Annotated in this window: 23 protein-coding genes and 1 tRNA gene; 17 read left to right on the top strand and 7 right to left on the bottom strand. The window is 63.0% G+C overall.

Annotated features, from left to right (window positions below):
- Positions 1–450: 450 nt before the first annotated feature.
- The 5 genes from J5M58_RS07625 (at position 451) to J5M58_RS07605 (ending at position 2615) form a co-directional block, all read left to right on the top strand.
- The gene (locus J5M58_RS07625) at positions 451–672 is read left to right on the top strand and encodes a hypothetical protein (protein WP_181457336.1); all 222 of its coding nucleotides are present in this window, start codon (positions 451–453) and stop codon (positions 670–672) included.
- On the top strand, positions 669–920 hold the full coding sequence (locus J5M58_RS07620) for a DUF3077 domain-containing protein (protein ID WP_112252049.1): 252 nt from the start codon (positions 669–671) through the stop codon (positions 918–920). The genes J5M58_RS07625 and J5M58_RS07620 overlap by 4 nt, the downstream gene beginning before the upstream one ends.
- Before the next feature lie 95 nt (positions 921–1015).
- The gene (locus tag J5M58_RS07615; protein ID WP_112252050.1) at positions 1016–1579 is read left to right on the top strand and encodes a GNAT family N-acetyltransferase; all 564 of its coding nucleotides are present in this window, start codon (positions 1016–1018) and stop codon (positions 1577–1579) included.
- An 87-nt stretch (positions 1580–1666) separates the two neighbouring features.
- Positions 1667–2206 carry a hypothetical protein gene (locus J5M58_RS07610; protein ID WP_207877734.1) on the top strand — a complete coding sequence of 180 codons (540 nt, stop codon included), beginning with the start codon at positions 1667–1669 and terminating at the stop codon, positions 2204–2206.
- A gap of 22 nt (positions 2207–2228) precedes the next feature.
- Entirely contained in the window at positions 2229–2615 is a 387-nt protein-coding gene (locus J5M58_RS07605; RefSeq protein WP_112252061.1) for a lysozyme inhibitor LprI family protein, read from the top strand.
- 302 nt (positions 2616–2917) lie between these two features.
- Here the strand turns inward: J5M58_RS07605 and mnmH are convergent, their stop codons facing one another.
- Together mnmH and selD are read right to left on the bottom strand one after the other, a co-directional pair.
- Complete coding sequence (gene mnmH, locus J5M58_RS07600; RefSeq protein WP_207877732.1) at positions 2918–4030, bottom strand: tRNA 2-selenouridine(34) synthase MnmH; 1113 nt, start codon at positions 4028–4030, stop codon at positions 2918–2920.
- On the bottom strand, positions 4030–5064 hold the full coding sequence (selD, locus tag J5M58_RS07595; RefSeq protein ID WP_112252053.1) for a selenide, water dikinase SelD: 1035 nt from the start codon (positions 5062–5064) through the stop codon (positions 4030–4032). Before selD ends, mnmH begins: the two co-directional genes overlap by 1 nt.
- A 125-nt stretch (positions 5065–5189) precedes the next feature.
- Between selD and J5M58_RS07590 the strand changes: the two genes are divergently transcribed.
- From J5M58_RS07590 to phnE, 4 genes are read left to right on the top strand one after another with little or no spacing between them, the layout of a single operon-like run.
- Positions 5190–6044, top strand: a complete 855-nt coding sequence (locus tag J5M58_RS07590; RefSeq protein ID WP_112252054.1) for a putative selenate ABC transporter substrate-binding protein — start codon at positions 5190–5192, stop codon at positions 6042–6044.
- A gap of 20 nt (positions 6045–6064) precedes the next feature.
- Positions 6065–6859, top strand: coding sequence for an ATP-binding cassette domain-containing protein (locus J5M58_RS07585; RefSeq protein ID WP_207877730.1), 795 nt, complete (start codon positions 6065–6067; stop codon positions 6857–6859).
- Positions 6853–7680, top strand: a complete 828-nt coding sequence (locus J5M58_RS07580) for an ABC transporter permease (RefSeq protein WP_207877728.1) — start codon at positions 6853–6855, stop codon at positions 7678–7680. The genes J5M58_RS07585 and J5M58_RS07580 overlap by 7 nt, the downstream gene beginning before the upstream one ends.
- Positions 7677–8444 (top strand): phosphonate ABC transporter, permease protein PhnE, encoded by a 768-nt coding sequence (gene phnE, locus J5M58_RS07575; protein WP_207877726.1) that lies wholly within the window; start codon positions 7677–7679, stop codon positions 8442–8444. The genes J5M58_RS07580 and phnE overlap by 4 nt, the downstream gene beginning before the upstream one ends.
- A 136-nt stretch (positions 8445–8580) precedes the next feature.
- Here the strand turns inward: phnE and J5M58_RS07570 are convergent, their stop codons facing one another.
- Complete coding sequence (locus tag J5M58_RS07570) at positions 8581–9474, bottom strand: bestrophin family ion channel (RefSeq protein WP_207877724.1); 894 nt, start codon at positions 9472–9474, stop codon at positions 8581–8583.
- A gap of 199 nt (positions 9475–9673) precedes the next feature.
- Here J5M58_RS07570 and J5M58_RS07565 point away from each other — a divergent pair, with 199 nt between their 5' ends.
- A complete protein-coding gene (locus tag J5M58_RS07565) occupies positions 9674–9919 on the top strand; it encodes a hypothetical protein (RefSeq protein ID WP_207877722.1) in 246 nt (81 codons plus the stop codon).
- A gap of 95 nt (positions 9920–10014) precedes the next feature.
- Here J5M58_RS07565 and J5M58_RS07560 read toward each other — a convergent pair whose 3' ends face one another.
- The 3 genes from J5M58_RS07560 to J5M58_RS07550 are packed head-to-tail and all read right to left on the bottom strand — an operon-like array spanning position 10015 to position 12565.
- Positions 10015–10917: a transporter substrate-binding domain-containing protein gene (locus J5M58_RS07560; protein WP_207877720.1), complete on the bottom strand. Its 903-nt coding sequence runs from the start codon at positions 10915–10917 to the stop codon at positions 10015–10017.
- 27 nt (positions 10918–10944) lie between these two features.
- Positions 10945–11295: a RidA family protein gene (locus J5M58_RS07555; RefSeq protein WP_112252058.1), complete on the bottom strand. Its 351-nt coding sequence runs from the start codon at positions 11293–11295 to the stop codon at positions 10945–10947.
- Positions 11296–11323: 28 nt separating this feature from the next.
- Positions 11324–12565 (bottom strand): D-amino acid dehydrogenase, encoded by a 1242-nt coding sequence (locus J5M58_RS07550; protein ID WP_207877718.1) that lies wholly within the window; start codon positions 12563–12565, stop codon positions 11324–11326.
- Positions 12566–12673: 108 nt separating this feature from the next.
- On the opposite strand from J5M58_RS07550, the gene J5M58_RS07545 reads away from it, so the two are divergent.
- Positions 12674–13582, top strand: coding sequence for a LysR family transcriptional regulator (locus J5M58_RS07545; protein WP_207877716.1), 909 nt, complete (start codon positions 12674–12676; stop codon positions 13580–13582).
- 212 nt (positions 13583–13794) lie between these two features.
- On the opposite strand, the gene J5M58_RS07540 is transcribed toward J5M58_RS07545, so the two are convergent.
- A tRNA-Leu gene (locus J5M58_RS07540) sits at positions 13795–13879 on the bottom strand.
- A gap of 107 nt (positions 13880–13986) precedes the next feature.
- On the opposite strand from J5M58_RS07540, the gene queA reads away from it, so the two are divergent.
- The 6 genes from queA (at position 13987) to J5M58_RS07510 (ending at position 20051) form a co-directional block, all read left to right on the top strand.
- Complete coding sequence (gene queA / locus J5M58_RS07535; protein WP_112250695.1) at positions 13987–15036, top strand: tRNA preQ1(34) S-adenosylmethionine ribosyltransferase-isomerase QueA; 1050 nt, start codon at positions 13987–13989, stop codon at positions 15034–15036.
- Positions 15037–15050: 14 nt separating this feature from the next.
- On the top strand, positions 15051–16166 hold the full coding sequence (gene tgt, locus J5M58_RS07530) for a tRNA guanosine(34) transglycosylase Tgt (protein WP_013971009.1): 1116 nt from the start codon (positions 15051–15053) through the stop codon (positions 16164–16166).
- A gap of 42 nt (positions 16167–16208) precedes the next feature.
- Entirely contained in the window at positions 16209–16544 is a 336-nt protein-coding gene (yajC, locus tag J5M58_RS07525) for a preprotein translocase subunit YajC (RefSeq protein WP_016713216.1), read from the top strand.
- Between the two features lie 63 nt (positions 16545–16607).
- Positions 16608–18470 carry a protein translocase subunit SecD gene (secD, locus tag J5M58_RS07520; RefSeq protein ID WP_112250697.1) on the top strand — a complete coding sequence of 621 codons (1863 nt, stop codon included), beginning with the start codon at positions 16608–16610 and terminating at the stop codon, positions 18468–18470.
- Positions 18471–18480: 10 nt separating this feature from the next.
- The gene (gene secF, locus J5M58_RS07515) at positions 18481–19389 is read left to right on the top strand and encodes a protein translocase subunit SecF (protein ID WP_013971011.1); all 909 of its coding nucleotides are present in this window, start codon (positions 18481–18483) and stop codon (positions 19387–19389) included.
- Between the two features lie 119 nt (positions 19390–19508).
- Entirely contained in the window at positions 19509–20051 is a 543-nt protein-coding gene (locus tag J5M58_RS07510) for a glycine zipper 2TM domain-containing protein (protein ID WP_085623867.1), read from the top strand.
- Positions 20052–20113 lie beyond the last annotated feature (62 nt).

Here is a 20113-nt window from a genome sequence, read left to right as displayed (position 1 = left end):
GGTGAACCCGCTCCCACAGGTACTGCGCTGGCCTTGAAATGGCGGCGGTACCCATGGTCTCCATAGGTACTGCACCAGCCTTGAAAGCGGCGCAATTCCTGTGGGAGCGGGTTCACCCGCGAAAGGGCCGTCAGCTGTAAGAAGATTCTGAACTTGATACCAAATGCTTCAGGTTCTCTAGAATTGGGAATTATCCTACGACCTCAGTCGGATGCCGTCTGATAGGCAGGGAAGAATCACAGCGGTAATTTCGCCGTTCGCCCATATGGCGAGCGAGTGTGAGAACTCGTTGTTGGTTGTCTTCCTGCCAGTTCATGGCAGCTGTGCGCGTGCAGGCTTCGGCCTGACCGTGGTGACTCCAACACGGGCTTCTCACCACGCGCACGGCTGCCGCCCAAATCTGTGAGAAGGATTCAGGTGGTTGCTCCTTTGAACCCATTGGAGTTGATCATGAACAAACCCGTACCTGACCCACCCGTTTCAGACCTTACCTATCAAGCCGCCAAGTCCCAGGCCACTCAGGTCATGGACAACCTCTCCGGTACCATCCTCCAATACCTCGACGCCGAAGCCCCAGCCCTGCGTTCCAGCCTGCTGGAAGCGATGTCTGCCCAGACCGACCTGCTACAAGCCCTGCTAGCCCAGATGAAAGCGCAGGAGACGAAGGCATGAGCGAGCACCTGAAATCCCGCACCACCGCCGGCGTGGAAAAGTTCCTCGAGCTGTACCGGGTAGAGCCGGGCGTTCCGCTGGATCTGGCATTCGATGAACTGTCGGTGCTGATCGGCTGCATCAAGCACCTGAACGAAGAGGCCGAGATGGAGGGTGACAAGATCGCTGGCAGCGCAGCGAGAATTCTCAGTGCCATGGCCAAGGCGCTGATCAATGATATGGAAGTGGGCCTGAATCGCGGCGCCTGAAACTTTAACCGGGGCTGCGCAGCAGCCCCGGGATGCTCGAACCATACGCATGCCGTTAAACTGTCATCTCCCCAGCAATGGACAGGAGATCCGGCGTGACCCCACCCCGCAGTTTCCCCAGTGACCTCTGCCTCGACAGCCCGCGTCTGCAATTGCGCCCCATGCGCCATGCCGATGCCGCGCAATGGCTGGCGATCATGGCCGATCCCGAGGTGATGCGCTATTGGCACCATGCACCTTGGCAAGACCTGGCCGAAGCCGAAAGCGCCCTGGCCGCCGACCGCGAAGCCTATGCCAATGGCGACCAGCTCAAGCTCGGCATGTACCGCCGCGACAACGGCGAGCTGATCGGCATGGTCCAGCTGTTCAACATCGACGATGTGTCCCGCCGTGGCGAGATCGGTTACTGCCTGGCCAGTGCAGTGCAAGGCAGGGGGTACATGGACGAAGCCTTGACCTGTTTCATCGATTACCTCGCCCATACCCTGCACATGCGCCGCCTGGAGGGCGAGATCGACCCGCGCAACCTCGGCTCGGCGCGCACCCTGGAGCGCCAAGGGTTCGTCCTCGAAGGCACTTTGCGCGCGCGCTGGTGCGTAGCCGGTGAGCTGTCTGACTCAGGCATCTACGGCCTGTTGCTGGAGCCGCCGGTTGCCTGATCGGCCTGTCACCCCATAGAAGGTTTGGAAGCGGGGCGAGCCCTGGGTTATGGTCGCAGCCTGTCCCGTTTCCCCCAGGAATCCCCTTTGCCTGTCTTCTACCTGAGCATCAGCCTGGCGCTGTACCTGTCCGCCCTGTTTTTCGATGGCGCGCTGATGAGTGGCGACCGCCACATGCCGGCCCTGCAGATGCTGCTGTACGGGCCATGGGGCATGCCCTTCGGCCTGTACCAATGGTTCGCCAACCCGCTGCTGGCCCTGGCGATCCTGGCCCATCGACGCTTCCGGCGGCTGGCGTTGCTGGCTGGGTTGGTGGCGGTGTATCTGGCGGCCAGCAGTTTCGGAATTGACCGCTTGCCGGACAACCAGAGCTACGCGTTTCATGAGCTGACCGGCCTGGGTGCCGGTTTCTACCTGTGGCTGGCGGCGATGGTGGTGTTCTGCATGGGGCAGGCCTGGCATTGCTGGAAGGCACGCAGCGCCGATGACATGCCGGGCTGGACCTGGCTTGATGTGGTGCTGATTGCGGCGCTGGGTGTGGCGTTTTATGCGGCTACGCAGATGCCAGCGTTGCGCTTCGAGCCGGGCAACGTACTGATGCCGCCGGAGCAGCCGCAGACGCTTTGATATTCACCAGGGGAGCATGAACATGAGCAAGCGTTACCTGAGCGGCCTGGGACTGGCCTTTGTACTACCCTTGGCCATGGCGGAGGACTACACGCCGGGTTACCAGCAATGCATGGACCAGGCTTCGAGTACCGTGGCCATGGGCGAATGTATCAAGGCTGAGACGCAAATGCAGGACCAGCGGCTGAACCGGGTTTACAAGCAACTGATGGGCAAGCTGGACGCCGCGCAGCAGAAGAGCCTGCGCGATGTGCAGCGCAAGTGGATTGCCTACCGCGATGGCAACTGCCAGTTCCATGTGCAGGCCAGCGGCGGGACCATGGCACAGCTGGAAGGCGGGACATGTCTGATGAACATGACCCGAGACCGGGCGGCGGAGCTGGAGCGGGTGCTCAGCCCGGGGCAGTGAGGGCGACCGTTCCGGCCTATTCGCGGGTGAACCCGCTCCCACAGGGACCGCACCTGACGCGAATCCCATGCGGTCGGCTGGAGCAGCTGCCTTGCTCAAGTGTTGAAAGCTGATGCGATCACTGTGGGAGCGGGCTTGCCCGCGAACACGGGCGAAGCCCGTGCCATCCACTGCGTTGTCTGCTTCGCGGGCTCGCCCGCTCCCACAGGTATTGCGCAGGTCTTGAGAGCAGCGCTGTCGGGGTGGAAGCTGGCTTGTCGTGGCGACGAACCGCGGCGATGGGGCGCGAAGCGGCCCTGGTGCTACTTGCGCGGTTCGCGCAGGGCCCGGGCCTTGAGGTACTCGCGCACTTCCACCGCATCCCCGGCAAACTCGATGCGTTCTGCCTTCGCGGCCCGCTGGTACGCATACATCGGGTCGTAGTACTCGTTCAACAACCCTTCGATCCAGCCCCGATGCAGGTCCACCGCACCACTGCGCTGCTGCTCTTCCAGCGCCTCGCGCAGGATCTCCGACAAGCGCTGATAACGCTCGCCCCCCAGGCGCTTGTAGATATTGGCCATGCTCTGCAACATGCGCTCGGCAAACAACCGACGGCCATCCTCCTCGCCATGCACGCTGACAAACTCGGCACTCAGGTTGACCACGTAGTCGCGCAGGATGCGCTCCACCCGGTTGGCGAAGCTGTCTTCCAGCCACACCAGCGGGTAATGCTGCATGCCCTGATACAGCTCCAGCGGCACCGTGCAACTGCCCACGATGCGGCCTTCATCCTCCAGCACGAACTGCTCGATGCCACGGGCGCGCTTCTTCAATACGTCAATGGCCAGCTGGTTCTCGAAATCGATCTGCGCCGGCTGCGCGGTGGCGCGCTTGCCGAAGCTGGAACCGCGATGATTGGCATGGCCTTCCAGGTCCAGCACGTTATCCAGCTGGTGCAGCACGTCGGTCTTGCCGGTGCCGGTCAGGCCGCCCACCAACACGAAATCGCATTGCTCCACAGCCTGCTCGGTGGTCTCCAGCAGGAAGGTACGCATGGCCTTGTAGCCACCTTTGACGCGCGGGTACTGGATGCCCGCTTCGTCGCGCAACCAGCCTTGCACGATCTGCGAGCGCAGGCCGCCACGGAAGCAGTACAGGTAGCCTTCCGGGTGCGTCTTGGCGAACGCTGCCCAGGCCTCCAGGCGTGCCTGCTTGGTGGCGCCGCTGACCAATTGGTGGCCAAGGGCGATGGCGGCGGCCTGGCCCTTCTGCTTGTAGCAGGTACCGACCCTCTGCCGCTCCTGATCATTCATCAGCGGCAGGTTGACGGCACCGGGAAAGGCGCCCTTGGCAAATTCGACAGGTGCACGCATGTCCATCATCGGCACATCGTCGAGGAACAACTGGCGGAAGTCGGTGCAGTCGGGGCGCATCAGATCACCTCGACCGCATGGCTCTGTCGCTCGACCAGCTTGCCGATCGGCGCCAGTTGCAGGCCCAGTTCGGCGGCCACCGCCAGGAACTCGGCTTCACCTTCCGGACTAACCGCCACCAGCAGGCCGCCGCTGGTCTGTGGGTCGCACAGCAGGTGCTTCTGGTCGTCGCTCAGGGCGCCGATCTTGTGGCCGTAGCTGTCGAAATTGCGCAGGGTGCCGCCAGGGATGCAGCCCTCGGCCAGGTAGTGGTCGACGCTTGGCAGGCGCGGTACGGCAGCATAGTCCAGGTGCGCGGTAAGGCCACTGCCTTCGGCAAGTTCTACCAGGTGGCCGAGCAGGCCGAAACCGGTGACGTCGGTCATGGCCTTGACCCCGTCGAGCTTGCCGAAGCGGCTGCCGGGGGTGTTTAGGGTGCACATCCAGTCGCGGGCCAGGCCCTGGTCCTGGGGGCGCAGCTTGGCCTTTTTCTCGGCGGTGGTGAGGATGCCGATGCCCAGTGGCTTTGTCAGGTACAGGCGGCAGCCTGCGCTGGCGGTGTCGTTGCGCTTGAGGTGGCGCTTGCTGACCACACCGGTGACGGCCAGGCCGAAGATCGGCTCGGGGGCGTCGATCGAGTGGCCGCCGGCCAGCGGGATGCCGGCTTCGGCGCACACCGCTCGGCCACCGCGGATCACTTCGCGGGCCACTTCCGGCGGCAGCACGTTGACCGGCCAGCCGAGGATGGCAATGGCCATCAGCGGGTCGCCGCCCATGGCGTAGATGTCGCTGATGGCGTTGGTGGCGGCGATGCGGCCGAAGTCGTACGGGTCATCGACGATCGGCATGAAGAAGTCGGTGGTCGAGACCACGCCGCGCTCGTCGTCCAGCGCGTACACTGCAGCGTCGTCACGCGAGGCGTTACCCACCCACAGTTTCGGGTCCAGGGCCTGGGTGCCGCTTTCAGCGAGGATCACATCCAGCACCTTGGGGGATATCTTGCAGCCACAGCCGGCACCATGGCTGTACTGGGTCAGGCGAATCGGCTCGCTCATATGTACCTCAGCAGGTCAAATTGTCGCGCGATTGTAGCAAAGCTGGCCTTTGCGCCTGCGCCTCTTATAATTCCCGTCGTCGGCGCATAGACCGACCTTCCCCGCTATTGAACCGGAGAACACCCATGCTCAAACGCCCTCTGGCGCTCGCCGCCGGCCTCGTGCTGTCTTGCTGTGCCGTTGTCACCCAGGCCGCCGACATCCTGCGAGTCAGCGCCATTCCTGACGAAGCGCCGACCGAGCTGCAGCGCAAGTTCAAACCGTTGGGCGAGTACCTGGCCAAGCAGCTGGGCATGGAGGTGAAGTTCGTGCCGGTGGCCGATTACCCGGCAGTAGTCGAATCGCTGGCCTCCAACCGCCTGGACATGGCCTGGCTGGGGGGCTTCACCTTCGTGCAGGTGCACTTGAAGGACCCTGCCGCCACGCCGCTGGTGCAGCGTGAACAGGATGCGCAGTTCACTTCCAAGTTCATTACCGCCAACCCCGACGTGAAGAGCCTGGCCGACCTCAAGGGCAAGTCGTTTGCCTTTGGTTCCATTTCGTCGACCTCGGGCAGCCTGATGCCGCGTTACTTCATGCTCAAGCAGGACAACATCAAGCCTGAAGACTACTTCGGCCGTGTTGCCTACTCCGGCGCCCACGATGCCACCGTGGCCTGGGTGCAGGCCGGCAAGGTCGATGGCGGCGTGCTCAACGCCAGCGTGTGGCAGAAGCTGGTGGATGCCGGCAAGGTCGATACCGCCAAGGTGAAAGTGTTCGCCACCACACCGACCTACTTCGACTACAACTGGACCGTGCGCGGCAACATGGACCCGGCGCTGAAAGAGAAGATCAAGAAAGCCTTCCTCGGCCTCGACCCGGCCAACCCGGAGCACAAGGCGATCCTCGACCTGCAGGCAGCCAGCCGTTTCATCGAGACCAAACCTGAGAACTACGTGGGCACCGAGCAGGCTGCGCGCGAGGCCGGCCTGCTCAAGTGACATCGACAGTGGCTTCCAACGTGGCTATCCATCTGCATGGGGCTGGGCTGCGCCATGGCCAGGTACGTGCACTTGATGACGTAAGCCTGAGCATCGGCCAGGGCGAGCGCGTCGCCATCATCGGGCCGTCGGGGGCGGGCAAGTCAAGTTTGCTGCACCTGATGGCGACCGCCGTCCAGCCCAGCAGCGGGCGCCTGGAGCTGCTCGGCGAGCAGCCCTGGGCGTTGTCTGCCAGGGCCCGCCAGCGCCTGCGCGCGCGGGTAGGCCTGGTGCACCAGGCTCCGCCCTTGCCGCCGCGCCAGCGGGTGGTGACGGCGGTGCTGGCCGGCCGCCTGGGGCAGTGGGGCGTGCTGCGCGGTCTGCTCAACCTGCTGTACCCAAGTGATGTGCCGGGGGCGCGCCAGGCACTGGCCGAGCTGGGCCTGGCCGACAAACTGTTCGTGCAGTGCGGGCAATTGTCTGGCGGCCAGTTGCAGCGGGTGGGTATTGCCCGGGCGTTGTACCAGCGGCCGCAGGTATTGCTGACCGATGAGCCGGTTTCGGCCATGGACCCGGTGCTGGCCGACCACAGCCTGGCCTTGCTCAATCGCCACGCTCAGGCCAATGGCGTGACTCTGGTGGCGAGCCTGCATGCCGTGGACCTGGCGCTGGCGCACTTCCCCCGGGTGATTGGTATCCGCGAAGGGCAGGTGGCGTTCGACTGCCCGGCGCAAGCGGTGACCGAGCAGCTGTTGGACGCGTTGTACGCCAACGAACAACTGGCTTCACCACCGAGCCAGGGGGCGACCCTGACCGTGCAGATTCCGCGATGCTGAAGCTTGATGCTCGCGACCCGGCGCTGCTGCCGCGGCTGCTGCTGACCCTGCTGGCGGTGGCGGTGCTGTGGCCTGGCATCCGGTTGAGCGAACTGAACCCCGTGGTGCTGCTGCAGGCGGAGAACCGCCAGCAGATCGCCAGTTTTACCAGCGCTTTCTGGCCGCCGGCACACGATGCCGACTTCCTTTCGCTGCTGTACCAAGCCACCTTGCAGACCCTGGCCGTGGCCACGGTCGGCATGGCGTTGGCGTTGCTGCTGGCGGTGCCTGCCGGGTTGCTGGCCAGCCGTGCCTTGTCGCTGCGCGCCGCCTCCCGTGGCGGTCGCGCCGGTTTGTGGTCGCGCCTGCTGCGCCTGCCGGTACGCTGGTTGCTGATTTTCCTGCGCAGTGTGCCGGAAATCGTCTGGGCGTTGCTGTTCGTGCGGGCAGTAGGGCTGGGGCCGACGGCGGGCGTGCTGGCCATTGCCATCACCTACAGTGGCATGCTCGGCAAGGTCTATGCCGAGATTTTCGAGTCGGTCGACCAACGCCCGGCCCATGCATTGCTGCAGGCGGGTAGTGGCCGCCTGGCTGCATTTCTCTACGGCATCCTGCCCAGTGCGGTGTCCGAAGTGGTGTCCTACACCGTGTACCGCTGGGAGTGCGCGATTCGCGCCTCGGTGGTGATGGGCTTTGTCGGTGCTGGTGGGCTGGGGCAGCAGATCGACCTGTCGATGCGCATGTTCGCGGGAGCGGAAGTGGCAAGCATGCTGCTGACGTTCCTGGTGCTGGTGGTGCTGGCCGACCTGCTCAGCCGCTTCCTGCGTTGGAGGCTGGCATGAATCGGGTCATCAATTGGCTGGTGCTGGGCGCCATCGTGGCTGCGGTGATGGCCTCGTTCGCTTACCTGGAGCTGGACTTGCAGGCGCTGGTCGGCAACGGCGGGCTGGGGCAGATGGGCAAATATGCCGGGCGTTTCCTGCACCCGGACCTGTCTGCCGGGCACCTGCGCGCGGTTGCGCACGGGGCGCTGGAAACCCTGGCCATGTCGGGCCTGGGCACCTTGTTGGCCATGCTGTTGGGCATGCTGTTGGCGCTACCGGCCGCTGGCCGGTTCGGTTGGCCGTTGCAGGCCTGCGCGCGGTTGTTGCTGAATGCCTTGCGGGCCATCCCGGAACTGGTGTGGGCCGCGCTGACGGTACTGGCGGCCGGGCTTGGGCCGAATGCCGGTACCCTGGCGTTGGCGCTGCATACCGCTGGCGTGCTGGGGCGGCTGTTTGCCGAGGCGCTGGAAAACGCACCGCCGGAGCCGGCGGCAGCCATCCGCTTGCAGGGTGGTAGCCAGGTTGCGGCATTCTGCTTTGGCACCTTGCCCAATCTGTGGCCACAGCTTTTGGCCTACAGCCTGTATCGGTGGGAGAACAACATCCGCATGGCCAGCGTGCTGGGTTTTGTCGGGGCTGGCGGGTTGGGGCAGATGCTGTACACCACCTTGAGCCTGTTCCAGGAGGCCCAGGCCAGTACCGTGATCATGGGGATGCTGGTGCTGGTGTTGCTGGTGGATGCATTGAGTGATGTGTTGCGCCAGCGTTATGTGCGGGCCTGACAGATAGCCGGGGCCGCCTTGCGGCCCTATCGCGACACAAGGCCGCTCCTACAGGCGAAGCGCCGCTTGGATGCTTGCGCGGTCCCTGTAGGAGCGGCCTTGTGTCGCGATGGGCTGCAACGCAGCCCCGGATCCCTCAGGCACCAACAACGTCCGCGCACTGCGCTTCCCGCTGCATCGACTCCAGGTTCCGCTCGATCGTCTCGCAAATGCTGTCCATCTGGATCTGGTGCTCACTGAAGCGAAACGGGCTCTGCAAATCCGTCCCGATCCGCTCGATGGCCAGCAGCATGAAGCCCACCACCGTCGAAGCCAGCGGCGTGAACCAGCCCAGCGATTCCACCAGCCCCACTGGCACTATCAGGCAGAACAGGGTGATGAACAGCCGCGGAAAGTACACGTAAGGGTAGGGCAGCGGCGTATTGGCGATCCGCTCCATGCCACCCTGGGCATTGGACAGGTCGACCAGTGTCGACTCCAGCCTTGCCAGGCGAATGCTGTCCAGCCGCCCGGCCTGGTATTCCCGCGCCAGCAGCGCCGCCGACCCACTCAGAATGTCGTTGGCGAAGTTGTTCGAGCGGTTGCGTCGCTCGAATTCCGCCGGCGGGATGAACGCCATCAGTTCATCCGGGCAACGCTCACCCTTCAGGTGTGCCGCCAGGCAGTTCACATAGGCGATGTGCCGGCGCAGCAGGGTGGCTTTGACCGGATTGAGGCCGTCATCCGGGTCATCGATCAGGGTCAGTGTCTGCCGTGCGAAGCTGCGCGAGCCGTTCACCAACGCCCCCCATAACGTGCGCGCCTCCCACCAGCGGTTGTAGGCGCTGCTGTTGCGGAAGCTCACCAGCACCACCAGCGCCGAGCCGAGCAGCGTCAACGGAATCAGCGGCAGGCTGAACTTGCTGTTGAAGAACAGCATGAAGTCGATGGTGACCAGCACATCCCAGATCAGCAGCCAGAACAGCGACCAGCCGATGTAGCCGATGGTTTTCACAGCCAGGCGGTACTTGCGGGTGATGATGTCTTTCACATGGGGTACCTCGAAACGCGGGGGATGCAGGATCGGACGTCGAGGGATGGGCATGGTTCGGTGTGGTTCGTCAGGGGTTGTTACCAGACATGTTCACTGTCAAGCGAGTAAGAAAAGGACTGCAAGTTTTTAGGAGGGTGCGCTGTGGAGTACTTAACAGGGGGCTGTCACGCTCTTGTTGCCTGTTCAGGGGACGTCGATGCAAAAACTGATACCGTTTGACCTAATGGATTTGCTGAATTGCGAAGAAGCCATTCAAGAATATTTGTCTCAGGTTATGAGTGGTGCTGATCATGCTGAAATAGCCCGAGCCACTATTTACACAGAGGAAGCTCGGGCGAGAAATAAGCGGGTTGTTGAATCACCCGCTTTATCTTTAAAACGCCAGCCACGTGACATTACCGCATCCCCAATGCCGAACGGCACGAAGCCCAGCTGTGGATAAAACCTGAACCTGCGGTGTTTAGATAGAAGCACGACACCATTCTTCTGGTGCCGTGCTGCTGGTCATCGCATGCGGGTTTCGACGTCAAATCGGCGCTACTGCACCGGATCACTCACCGGCTTGGAAAAGATGGCCTTGAGTTCGCTGGTCATCGGGAATTCCAGGTTCAAGCCTTTGGGCGGAATCGGCTGTTGGAACCAGCGCTGGTAGATCCCGTTGATTTCCCCTGAGCTGTACAGCTCGCCCAGCGCTGCATTTACCAGCGCCAGGAACTGTGGGTCATCCTTGCGCACCATGCAGCTGTAGATTTCCCGCGACTGCTCTTCCCCGACCACCACCCAGTTGTGCGGATCACGGGCCTTGGCGCGCTCTCCGTAGAGCAGCGCATCGTCCATGTAGAACGCCGCCGCTCGGCCGGACTGCAACATCTGGAAGGCTTCACCGTGGTCCTTGGCGCTGATCACGTACATGTCCATCTTGTTATCGACGTTGTAGCTTTTCAGATAGCGTTCGTTGGTGGTGCCGGCGGTGGTCACCACATTCTTGCCGCGCAGGTCGGCGAAACTCTTGATCCCGCTGTCTTTGGCCGTCAGTAATTGACCTTTGACATAGATGAACCCATAGGAAAACGCCACCTGCTTCTGTCGCTCTGCGGTAACGCCAGTCGAGCCGCACTCCAGGTCAACGGTACCGTTCTGTACCAGCGGAATGCGGGTTTGCGATGTCACCAGGTTGTACTTCACCTTGAGCTGCGGCAACGCCAGCTTCTGCCGCACGCGCTCGACGATCTTGCTCGCCAGGTCTACCGAGTAACCCATGGGTTGGCCGGAGTGGTCGCCCACGTAGGAGAACGGCACCGAAGCATCGCGATAGCCCAGGGTGATGCTGTTGGCTTTGGCGATCTTGCTTAATGTAGGGCCCTGCGCTGCTTCATCGGCATGGGCCTGAGTCGCCAGCAAAAGGGCAAGGGTGCAGCCGATCAACGTGATTTTTTGCATTGTTGTTCTCCGTTGTGGGTAAAGGGGTCAGCGACGTGCGGCGATCACGGATATTTCCACCAACACCTGCGCACGCGCCAGTTCGGCCTGCAAGGTAGTGCGGCTTGGGGCCTGGCCGGGCGACAGCCAGGCGGACCATACTTCGTTCATCGCTGCGAAATCCTGGTCGATGTTTTTCAAGTAAATGGTTGCGCTGAGCAGGTGGTCCTTGTCGCTGCCCGCCTCGGCCAGCAAGGCGTCGATCTTTTCCAGTACCTGGGCAGTCTGGCCGCCTGCATCGGTGGCGTCGCCCGGCACCTGGCCGGAGAGAAACACCAGCTCGCCGAAGGTTACGGCGGCGGACAGGCGTGGGTTGGGCTGGATACGGACGATGGTCATCGGGTAGTCCTTTCAGGTGGCGCAGGGTTCAGGCCGCGCGGGGCGTGAGCCCCTGCAGGTCGATGGAGGGGCGGCGTTGGCCGATCAGTTCACTGAGCAAGCGTGCGCTGGCGCAGGCCAGGGTGAAGCCAAGCGCACCATGGCCGAGGTTGAGCCACAGATTGCGATAGGCCGTTGCGCCCAGCAGCGGCACGCCGCTCGGGGTGGCCGGCCGCATGCCGGCCCATTCGATGGCATGGTCGTAGTCACCGGCATTGGCGAAGGTTTCGCGTGCCTGGCGTTTGAGCAGGGCCAGGCGCTTGGGGGCCAGCGAGGCATCGAAGCCAACGATGTCGACCATCGCCGCCACGCGCAGCTGCTCACCGATACGGGCATAGACGATCTTGCGGTCGTAATCGGTGATGCTCAGGTCTGGCGCCCGGTGTTGCGTGCCGATCGGTACTGTCAGGCTGTAACCCTTGAGCGGATACAGCGGCAGGTCGATGCCCGGCAGTGCCAGCATCGTACTGCGATGGCCGGCAGCAACCACCAGTTGCTCCACCGGCAGCACTTCGTCGCCCAGTTCGATCGCACTCACCACGCCATGTGCATGGCGAATACCGGTCACGGCCTGGCCCAGGCGGAATTCGCAACGCCCCGACGCCCGCAAGCGCGTGGCCAGTTGCTGGCAAAAAGCGTGGCAATCACCCACTTCTTCATCCGGGGTATGGATGGCGCCAACGAAGGGCGTCTGCGCCAGGGCCGGGTCGAGGCGGGCGCAGTCTGCGTGCGACAGCACCTGTTGTTGCTGGGGGGCAGCAAGGTTCTTGCGCGCATGGTCGAAGCTGCTGGCCTGGCGGAAGGTGACCAGCTTGCCATTGCGCCGCCAGTGGAAACCCTCCAGGCCATCTTCTTCACGCCAGGCCTGCAAGGTGGCTTGGCTCAACAGCGCCAGGCGCAACAGGTGGCCTGCATTGGCGCGGTTGACCGAGGAGCGGCAAGCAGCGAGGAAAGCGGCCATCCAGCGCCACTGCGCAGGGTCGAAGCGCGGGCGCAATTTCAGTGGCGAGTCACCGCGCAGCATCCAGCCTATGGCTTGCAGCGGCACACCGGCGTCGGCCAACGGCGCCACGTAGCGATAGGACAACTGGCCACCGTTGGCGAAGCTGGTTTCACTGCCCAGCGCGTCGCGAGCCTCTATCAGGGTCACATCGAAGCCGTCGCGCACCAACGCATAAGCCGTTGCCAGACCAATGACGCCGCCACCGATGATGCTTGCATGCTGAGCCATGTCAGTCCTTGAATCGTTGTTGGAACGAGGCCGAGGTTAGGGCCAGGTGACAGGTGGCGAAAAATGAATAAAGATCGCTGAGCCATAAACAAAGGTTATGGACTTGCCATGCGTCTTCGCCATATCGAGATTTTCCAGGCTATCCGCCAGACCGGCTCGGTCAGCGGTGCCGCGCAGTTGCTGCACGTTTCCCAGCCTGCGGTCACCAAAGTGCTGCAACACGCCGAGCAGCAGCTGGGTTTCCCGTTGTTCCTGCGTGTGCGCGGCAAGTTGCAGCCCACGCCCGAAGCGCTGGAGCTGGAGCGTGAGGTGGACAAGGTCACCGAGAGCCTGCAAGGGGTGCGACGCCTGGCGCAAAGCCTGCGTCGCAAGCCGGGCCACAGCCTGCGCATCGGTGCGACGCCGGCACTGGCCCTGTCGCTGCTGCCGCCGGCGATTCACGAGTGGGTCCAGCGTTATCCGGACATCGCCTGCGAGCTGTCCAGTGCTCACAGCCGCGAACTGGTGCAGAACCTATTGATGCGCGAGATCGATGTTGCCCTGACCCTGCAACCACCCGATCACCCCGCGCTCAGCGCCCAGGCGCTGGCCAGCGGGGTGTTGGTGGCGTTGGCACCGGCAGGCTACTGGCCGCTGGAAGATGAAGGCAAACCGCTGTCGTTGACGGCCTTGGCCGATGCGCCCTTGATCGGGCTGTCCAGCGCCGACCCGCTGTCGGTCCGCCTCGACAGCTACCTCAAGGCGGTCGAGCCGCCGCCACGGGTCAGCATTGCGGTGCAGACCTATTCACTGGCTCGGGCGATGGTCGAATCCGGTGCAGGGCTGGCGGTCATCGACCCGTTCACCGCGCTTGGCGCATCGCCCGCGGCCACCACCATTCGGCCCCTGGCCCCGGCGCTGCCGATCACCTTGTATGCGGTGACCCGTACTGCCGAGCCGCCACCGCATACCCTGCGCGAGCTGCTTAGCCTGTTCAGCAGCCGTGCGCAGGGGCAGCTGGATCGTTGGCGCTACTGATGGACATGACAGAAAAGTTGGCGCGATCTCTGTAGGAGCGGCCTTGTGTCGCGAAAGGGCTGCAACGCGGCCCCAGGATTGATGCGCAAAAATTGAAATTGCTGGGGCTGCGTTGCAGCCCTTTCGCGACACAAGGCCGCTCCTACAGGGCTGGGCGCGGCCAAATCGCAGGCGAAAAAAAACCGACCATAAAGTCGGTTTTTTCCGGATCTTGGTGCCCCGAGGGAGACTCGAACTCCCACTCCTTTCGAAAACGGATTTTGAATCCGCCGCGTCTACCAATTCCGCCATCAGGGCATGTGGCGCGCAGTATAGAGAGCCACCGCTGGTCGGTCAATCGGCTTTCATGGTCAATTTTCACACATTGGGCTAAACTTCCCGGCCCTGCCGAACCGAACATCATCATGCGCGTCGCCGATTTTTCCTTCGAACTCCCCGATTCCCTGATCGCCCGCCACCCGTTGGCCGAGCGCCATGGCAGCCGTCTGCTGGTGCTCGATGGGCCAACCGGCGCGCTGGCGCACCGGCAATTTCCCGATTTGCTCGAGTACCTGCGCCCGGGCGACCTGATGGTGTTCAACAACACCCGGGTCATCCCGGCGCGCCTGTTCGGCCAGAAAGCCTCCGGCGGCAAGCTGGAAGTGCTGGTCGAGCGCGTGCTCGACAGCCACCGGGTGCTGGCCCATGTGCGTGCCAGCAAGGCGCCGAAAGAAGGCGCGGTGATCCTCATCGATGGTGGCGGCGAGGCCGAAATGGTCGCGCGCCATGACACGCTGTTCGAGCTGCGCTTCACCGAAGAGGTGCTGCCACTGCTCGACCGCGTCGGCCACATGCCGCTGCCGCCTTACATCGACCGCCCGGACGAGGGTGCCGACCGTGAGCGCTACCAGACCGTGTACGCCGAGCGCGCTGGTGCGGTCGCTGCGCCCACCGCTGGCCTGCACTTCGACGAGGCGCTGCTGGAAAAGATCGCCGCCAAAGGCGTCGAGCGGGCTTTCGTCACCTTGCACGTGGGCGCGGGCACCTTCCAGCCAGTGCGGGTCGACAAGATCGAAGACCACCACATGCATAAAGAGTGGCTCGAAGTGGGCCAGGATGTGGTCGATGCCATCGAAGCCTGCCGCGCCCGCGGCGGCCGGGTTGTCGCGGTGGGCACCACCAGCGTGCGCTCGCTGGAGAGCGCGGCGCGCGATGGCGTGCTCAAGGCCTTCAGCGGCGACACCGACATCTTCATCTACCCGGGCCGGCCGTTCCATGTGGTCGACGCGCTGGTCACCAATTTCCACCTGCCGGAGTCCACGCTGCTGATGCTGGTCTCGGCCTTCGCCGGCTACCCCGAGACCATGGCCGCCTACGCGGCAGCGGTCGAGCAGGGGTACCGCTTCTTCAGTTACGGTGATGCCATGTTCATCACCCGCAATCCGGCGCCACGCGGGCCCGAGGATCAAGCATGAGTCGCACCTGTCGAATGTCCTTCGAACTGCTGGCCACCGACGGCAAGGCCCGTCGTGGCCGCATCACCTTCCCACGTGGCACCGTGGAAACCCCGGCGTTCATGCCGGTGGGCACCTATGGCACGGTCAAGGGCATGCTGCCGCGCGACATCGAGGCCATCGGCGCCGAGATGATCCTGGGCAACACCTTCCACCTGTGGCTGCGCCCGGGCACCGAGGTGATCAAGAAGCACAACGGCCTGCACGACTTCATGCAGTGGAAAGGCCCGATCCTCACCGACTCCGGTGGCTTCCAGGTGTTCAGCCTGGGCGCCATGCGCAAGATCAAGGAAGAGGGCGTGACCTTCGCCTCGCCGGTCGATGGCGCCAAGGTATTCATGGGCCCGGAAGAGTCGATGCAGGTGCAGCGCGACCTGGGCTCGGACGTGGTGATGATCTTCGACGAGTGCACGCCGTACCCGGCCGAGCACGATGTGGCGCGCGCGTCCATGGAGCTGTCGCTGCGCTGGGCCCAGCGCTCGAAGAACGCCCACGCCGACAACACCGCGGCGCTGTTCGGTATCGTCCAGGGTGGCATGTACCAGGACCTGCGCATGCGTTCGCTGGAGGGCCTGGAAAACATCGGCTTCGACGGCCTGGCCATCGGTGGCCTGTCGGTGGGCGAGCCCAAGCACGAAATGATCAAGGTGCTGGATTACCTGCCGGGCCAGATGCCTGCTGACAAACCTCGTTACCTTATGGGGGTAGGCAAACCGGAAGATCTCGTTGAGGGTGTGCGCCGCGGCGTCGACATGTTCGACTGCGTGATGCCGACGCGTAACGCGCGCAACGGTCATCTGTTCGTCGATACAGGGGTGATCAAGATCCGCAATGCGTTCCATCGCCACGATGATTCGCCGCTGGATCCGACCTGTGATTGCTACACCTGCACCAACTTCTCCCGCGCCTATCTCCATCACCTGGACAAGTGCGGCGAAATGCTGAGCAGCATGCTGAATACCATCCACAACTTGCGCCATTACCAGCGCTTGATGGCCGGTTTACGCGAGGCTATTCAACAGGGTAAATTGGCCGCCTTTGTCGACGCCTTCTACGCCAAGCGCGGGCTTCCTGTGCCGCCTTTGGACTGACTGTCCGCATTCATTATTAGAAAATTACATTAGGAGTGCCCAATGAGCTTCTTGATCCCCGCCGCATACGCGGACGCTGCTGCACCTGCCGCCGGCCCAGCCGGTACCGGCTTCGAGTGGATTTTCCTGGTCGGTTTCCTGGTCATCTTCTACCTGATGATCTGGCGCCCGCAGGCCAAGCGTGCAAAAGAGCAGAAGAACCTGCTGAGCAACTTGCAGAAGGGTGACGAAGTTGTCACCAACGGCGGCATCGCCGGCAAGATCATCAAGGTTTCCGATGATTTCGTGGTACTGGAAGTTTCCGACAACGTCGAGCTGAAGTTCCAGAAGGGTGCCATCGCGGCCACCCTGCCAAAAGGTACGCTCAAGGCTATCTGAGTTACCGGTTTTTCTTTCCAGTCGGGGCGCGCAACGCGCCCCGCGTCTTGAACGGGCGGCGTGATGCTGAACAAATATCCTCTGTGGAAATATGCACTGATCGTGCTGGTACTGGTGGTCGGTTTCATTTATTCCGCACCCAACCTCTACCCGGATGATCCGGCGGTACAGATCAGTGGTGCCAGCTCGGCGCTGCAGGTGAACCAGGCCGACCTCGACCGCGTCAGCAAGGCGCTGGGCGATGCCAACATCGCCGTCAAGGGCGCCAGCCTGGGTGAGAAGGGCAGCGGGCTGATCCGCCTGACCAATCAGGAAGACCAGCTGCCAGCCAAGGATGTAGTGCGCAAGGCACTGGGCGATGATTACGTCGTGGCCCTGAACCTGGCCCAGACTACCCCGCAATGGCTGCGCAACCTGGGCGCAAGCCCGATGAAGCTGGGCCTGGACCTGTCCGGTGGTGTGCACTTCCTGCTGGAAGTGGACATGGACAAGGCCATGAGCGCCCGCATGAAAGTCTACGAAGGCGAGGTCAAGACCTTGCTGCGCAAAGAGCGCGTCCGCTACCGCAGCCTGCCTCAGCAGGATGGCGGCATCATGCTGGGCTTCGCTGACGATGCTACCCGCGAACAGGCACGTGCCCTGATCCGCAAGAATTTCAATGATTTCGACCTGACAACCACCGAGCGTAACGAGCTGGCGGTGCTGCGTCTGGCGCTGACCCAGGCGAAAGTCGCCGAGATCCGCGAATACTCGATCAAGCAGAACCTCACCACCGTCCGCAACCGTGTCAACGAGCTGGGCGTGGCAGAGCCGCTGGTACAGCGCCAGGGCGCCAACCGCATCGTGGTCGAGCTGCCAGGCGTGCAGGACACTGCCGAGGCCAAGCGTATCCTGGGTAAAACCGCCAACCTGGAGTTCCGCTTCGGTGCCGAACCGGGCGCGTCCAAAGCCACTACCGAGGTGTTCGAGTTCCGTGAGGGTGGCCGTTCCGCTGCGGTCGAGCGCGGCCTGATCATCACTGGAGACCAGGTAACCGACGCCCAGGCCAGCTTCGACGAACAAGGTCGTCCGCAGGTGAACATCCGCCTGGATGGCCACGGTGGCGAGCTGATGACCCGCGCTACCCGCAGCAACGTCGGCCGCAGCATGGCGGTAATCTTCATCGAGCAGAAGCCGGTTACCCGCTACGTCAAGCAGACCGTCGACGGCGTCGAGAAGGACGTTGCTGTACAGAGCTTCCAGGAAGAGAAGAAAATCATCAGCCTGGCGACCATCCAGTCGCCGCTGGGCAGCCAGTTCCGCATCACCGGCCTGAACGGCCAGGGCGAATCGTCCGAACTGGCCCTGCTGCTGCGTGCCGGTGGCCTGGCTGCGCCGATGTACTTCGCTGAAGAACGTACCATCGGCCCAAGCCTGGGTGCCGACAACATCACCAAGGGTATCGATGCGTCGCTGTGGGGCATGCTGTTCGTCTCGCTGTTCATCATCGCCATCTACCGCGCCTTCGGTGTGATCGCCACCATTGCCCTGGCGGGCAACATGGTCCTGCTGCTGGCGCTGATGTCGCTGCTGGGCGCCACCCTGACCCTGCCGGGTATTGCCGGTATCGTGTTGACCATGGGTATGGCGGTGGACGCCAACGTGCTGATCTTCTCGCGTATTCGCGAAGAGCTGAACGCCGGCATGTCGGTGCAGCGCGCCATCCACGAAGGCTTCAACCGCGCCTACACCGCGATCATCGACGCCAACCTGACCAGCCTGCTGGTCGGCGGCATCCTGTTCGCCATGGGTACCGGCCCGGTCAAGGGCTTCGCGGTCACCATGTCCCTCGGGATTTTCACCTCGATGTTCACCGCCGTCATGGTGACCCGTGCAATGGTCAACCTGACCTGCGGCGGGCGTGACATCAAGAAGCTGTGGGTTTGAGGGAGCTGCGATGAAAACCATCAACTTCATGGGCGTGCGCAATGTCGCGTTCGCCGTTACCGTGCTCCTCACCGTGCTGGCGCTGTTCAGCTGGTGGCAGAAGGGCCTGAACTTCGGCCTGGACTTCACCGGCGGTACGCTGATCGAGCTGACTTACGAGCGCCCGGCCGACCTCAAGGCGGTGCGTGCCGAACTGGTCAACTCCGGCTTCCACGAGGCGGTGGTGCAGAGCTTCGGCGCCACCACCGACCTGCTGGTGCGCATGCCGGGCGATGACCCACAGCTGGGCAACAAGGTAGCTGAAGCCCTGCAGAAAGCCGGTGGCGACAACCCGGCCAAGGTCAAGCGTGTCGAGTTCGTCGGCCCGCAGGTGGGTGAAGAACTGCGCGACCAGGGTGGCATGGGCATGCTCCTGGCACTGGGCGGCATCCTTATCTACCTGGCCTTCCGCTTCCAGTGGAAGTTCGCCGTGGGCGCGATCGTCTCGCTGATCCACGACGTGGTGGTGACTCTGGGTATCCTGTCGTTCTTCCAGATCACCTTCGACCTGACGGTGCTGGCGGCAGTGCTGGCGATCATCGGCTACTCGCTGAACGACACCATCGTCGTGTTCGACCGGGTGCGCGAAAACTTCCGCGTCATGCGCAAGGCCTCGCTGATCGAGAACATCAACGTTTCCACTACCCAGACTCTGCTGCGGACCATCGCCACCTCGGTTTCGACCTTGCTGGCCATTGCCGCGCTGCTGTTCTTCGGTGGCGACAACCTGTTCGGCTTCTCCCTGGCCCTGTTCATCGGCGTCATGGCCGGTACCTATTCGTCGATCTACATCGCCAACGTGGTACTGATCTGGCTGAACCTGAGCAGCGAAGACCTGATCCCGCCGGCCAAGACCGACGGTGTGGACGACCGTCCGTAAAGCGTGTTCCACGCCGTTTGGCGGCCAGAAAGGCGCGAGTATTGAACTCGCGCCTTTTTTTTTACTCCAAGGCTGGGAGAAGGCGGGTCGGACCCGCGGGTTTTGATCAGGAGGTTCATGTGAACAAATCAATGCTTGTGGGTGCGGTACTGGGTGCTGTCGGTGTGACTGCCGGAGGTGCTGTCGCGACCTACAGCTTGGTCAACAAGGGGCCTGAGTATGCGCAGGTCACCGATGTGCAACCGATCAAACAACAGGTAAAAACCCCCCGTGAGGTCTGCAAGGACGTCGCCGTGACGCGGCAGGCGCCGGTCAAGGACCAGCACCAGATTGCAGGTACCGTGGTGGGCGCCATTGCCGGTGGCCTGCTGGGTAACCAGATTGGTGGTGGTAGCGGCAAGAAGATCGCCACCGTGGCCGGTGCGGTCGGTGGTGGTTATGCCGGCAACAAGGTGCAGGAGGGCATGCAGGAGCGTGACACCTACACCACCACGCAAACCCGCTGCAACACGGTCAACGACATCAGTGAGAAAGTGGTCGGCTACAACGTGAAGTACACCATTGGCGACAAGGTGGGGCAGGTGAAGATGGATCACGAGCCCGGGTCGACCATTCCGGTGGACAAGAACGGCAAGCTGATCCTGAGCGAAGCCGGGCAGTAATTTGAGTTGCCTGTACCGGCCTCTTCGCGGGTGAACCCGCTCCCACAGTGATCGCACAATCC

This window comes from Pseudomonas sp. 32_A, assembly GCF_017490905.1.
GTDB lineage: Bacteria > Pseudomonadota > Gammaproteobacteria > Pseudomonadales > Pseudomonadaceae > Aquipseudomonas > Aquipseudomonas inefficax.
Note: the sequence above shows the minus strand (reverse complement) of the source record. Positions and strands in the feature narration are given on the sequence as shown.

What these genes read in the sequence shown, in the direction of transcription:
- J5M58_RS07545 (WP_207877716.1), top strand. Translation starts at nt 12,674, where the DNA reads ATGCGTCTTCGCCATATCGAGATTTTCCAGGCTATCCGCCAGACCGGC.
- selD (WP_112252053.1), bottom strand. Translation starts at nt 5,064, where the DNA reads ATGAGCGAGCCGATTCGCCTGACCCAGTACAGCCATGGTGCCGGCTGT.
- yajC (WP_016713216.1), top strand. Translation starts at nt 16,209, where the DNA reads ATGAGCTTCTTGATCCCCGCCGCATACGCGGACGCTGCTGCACCTGCC.
- secF (WP_013971011.1), top strand. Translation starts at nt 18,481, where the DNA reads ATGAAAACCATCAACTTCATGGGCGTGCGCAATGTCGCGTTCGCCGTT.
- J5M58_RS07620 (WP_112252049.1), top strand. Translation starts at nt 669, where the DNA reads ATGAGCGAGCACCTGAAATCCCGCACCACCGCCGGCGTGGAAAAGTTC.
- tgt (WP_013971009.1), top strand. Translation starts at nt 15,051, where the DNA reads ATGTCCTTCGAACTGCTGGCCACCGACGGCAAGGCCCGTCGTGGCCGC.
- J5M58_RS07550 (WP_207877718.1), bottom strand. Translation starts at nt 12,565, where the DNA reads ATGGCTCAGCATGCAAGCATCATCGGTGGCGGCGTCATTGGTCTGGCA.
- mnmH (WP_207877732.1), bottom strand. Translation starts at nt 4,030, where the DNA reads ATGCGCCCCGACTGCACCGACTTCCGCCAGTTGTTCCTCGACGATGTG.
- queA (WP_112250695.1), top strand. Translation starts at nt 13,987, where the DNA reads ATGCGCGTCGCCGATTTTTCCTTCGAACTCCCCGATTCCCTGATCGCC.
- J5M58_RS07580 (WP_207877728.1), top strand. Translation starts at nt 6,853, where the DNA reads ATGCTGAAGCTTGATGCTCGCGACCCGGCGCTGCTGCCGCGGCTGCTG.
- secD (WP_112250697.1), top strand. Translation starts at nt 16,608, where the DNA reads ATGCTGAACAAATATCCTCTGTGGAAATATGCACTGATCGTGCTGGTA.
- phnE (WP_207877726.1), top strand. Translation starts at nt 7,677, where the DNA reads ATGAATCGGGTCATCAATTGGCTGGTGCTGGGCGCCATCGTGGCTGCG.
- J5M58_RS07625 (WP_181457336.1), top strand. Translation starts at nt 451, where the DNA reads ATGAACAAACCCGTACCTGACCCACCCGTTTCAGACCTTACCTATCAA.
- J5M58_RS07560 (WP_207877720.1), bottom strand. Translation starts at nt 10,917, where the DNA reads ATGCAAAAAATCACGTTGATCGGCTGCACCCTTGCCCTTTTGCTGGCG.
- J5M58_RS07565 (WP_207877722.1), top strand. Translation starts at nt 9,674, where the DNA reads ATGCAAAAACTGATACCGTTTGACCTAATGGATTTGCTGAATTGCGAA.
- J5M58_RS07605 (WP_112252061.1), top strand. Translation starts at nt 2,229, where the DNA reads ATGAGCAAGCGTTACCTGAGCGGCCTGGGACTGGCCTTTGTACTACCC.
- J5M58_RS07555 (WP_112252058.1), bottom strand. Translation starts at nt 11,295, where the DNA reads ATGACCATCGTCCGTATCCAGCCCAACCCACGCCTGTCCGCCGCCGTA.
- J5M58_RS07590 (WP_112252054.1), top strand. Translation starts at nt 5,190, where the DNA reads ATGCTCAAACGCCCTCTGGCGCTCGCCGCCGGCCTCGTGCTGTCTTGC.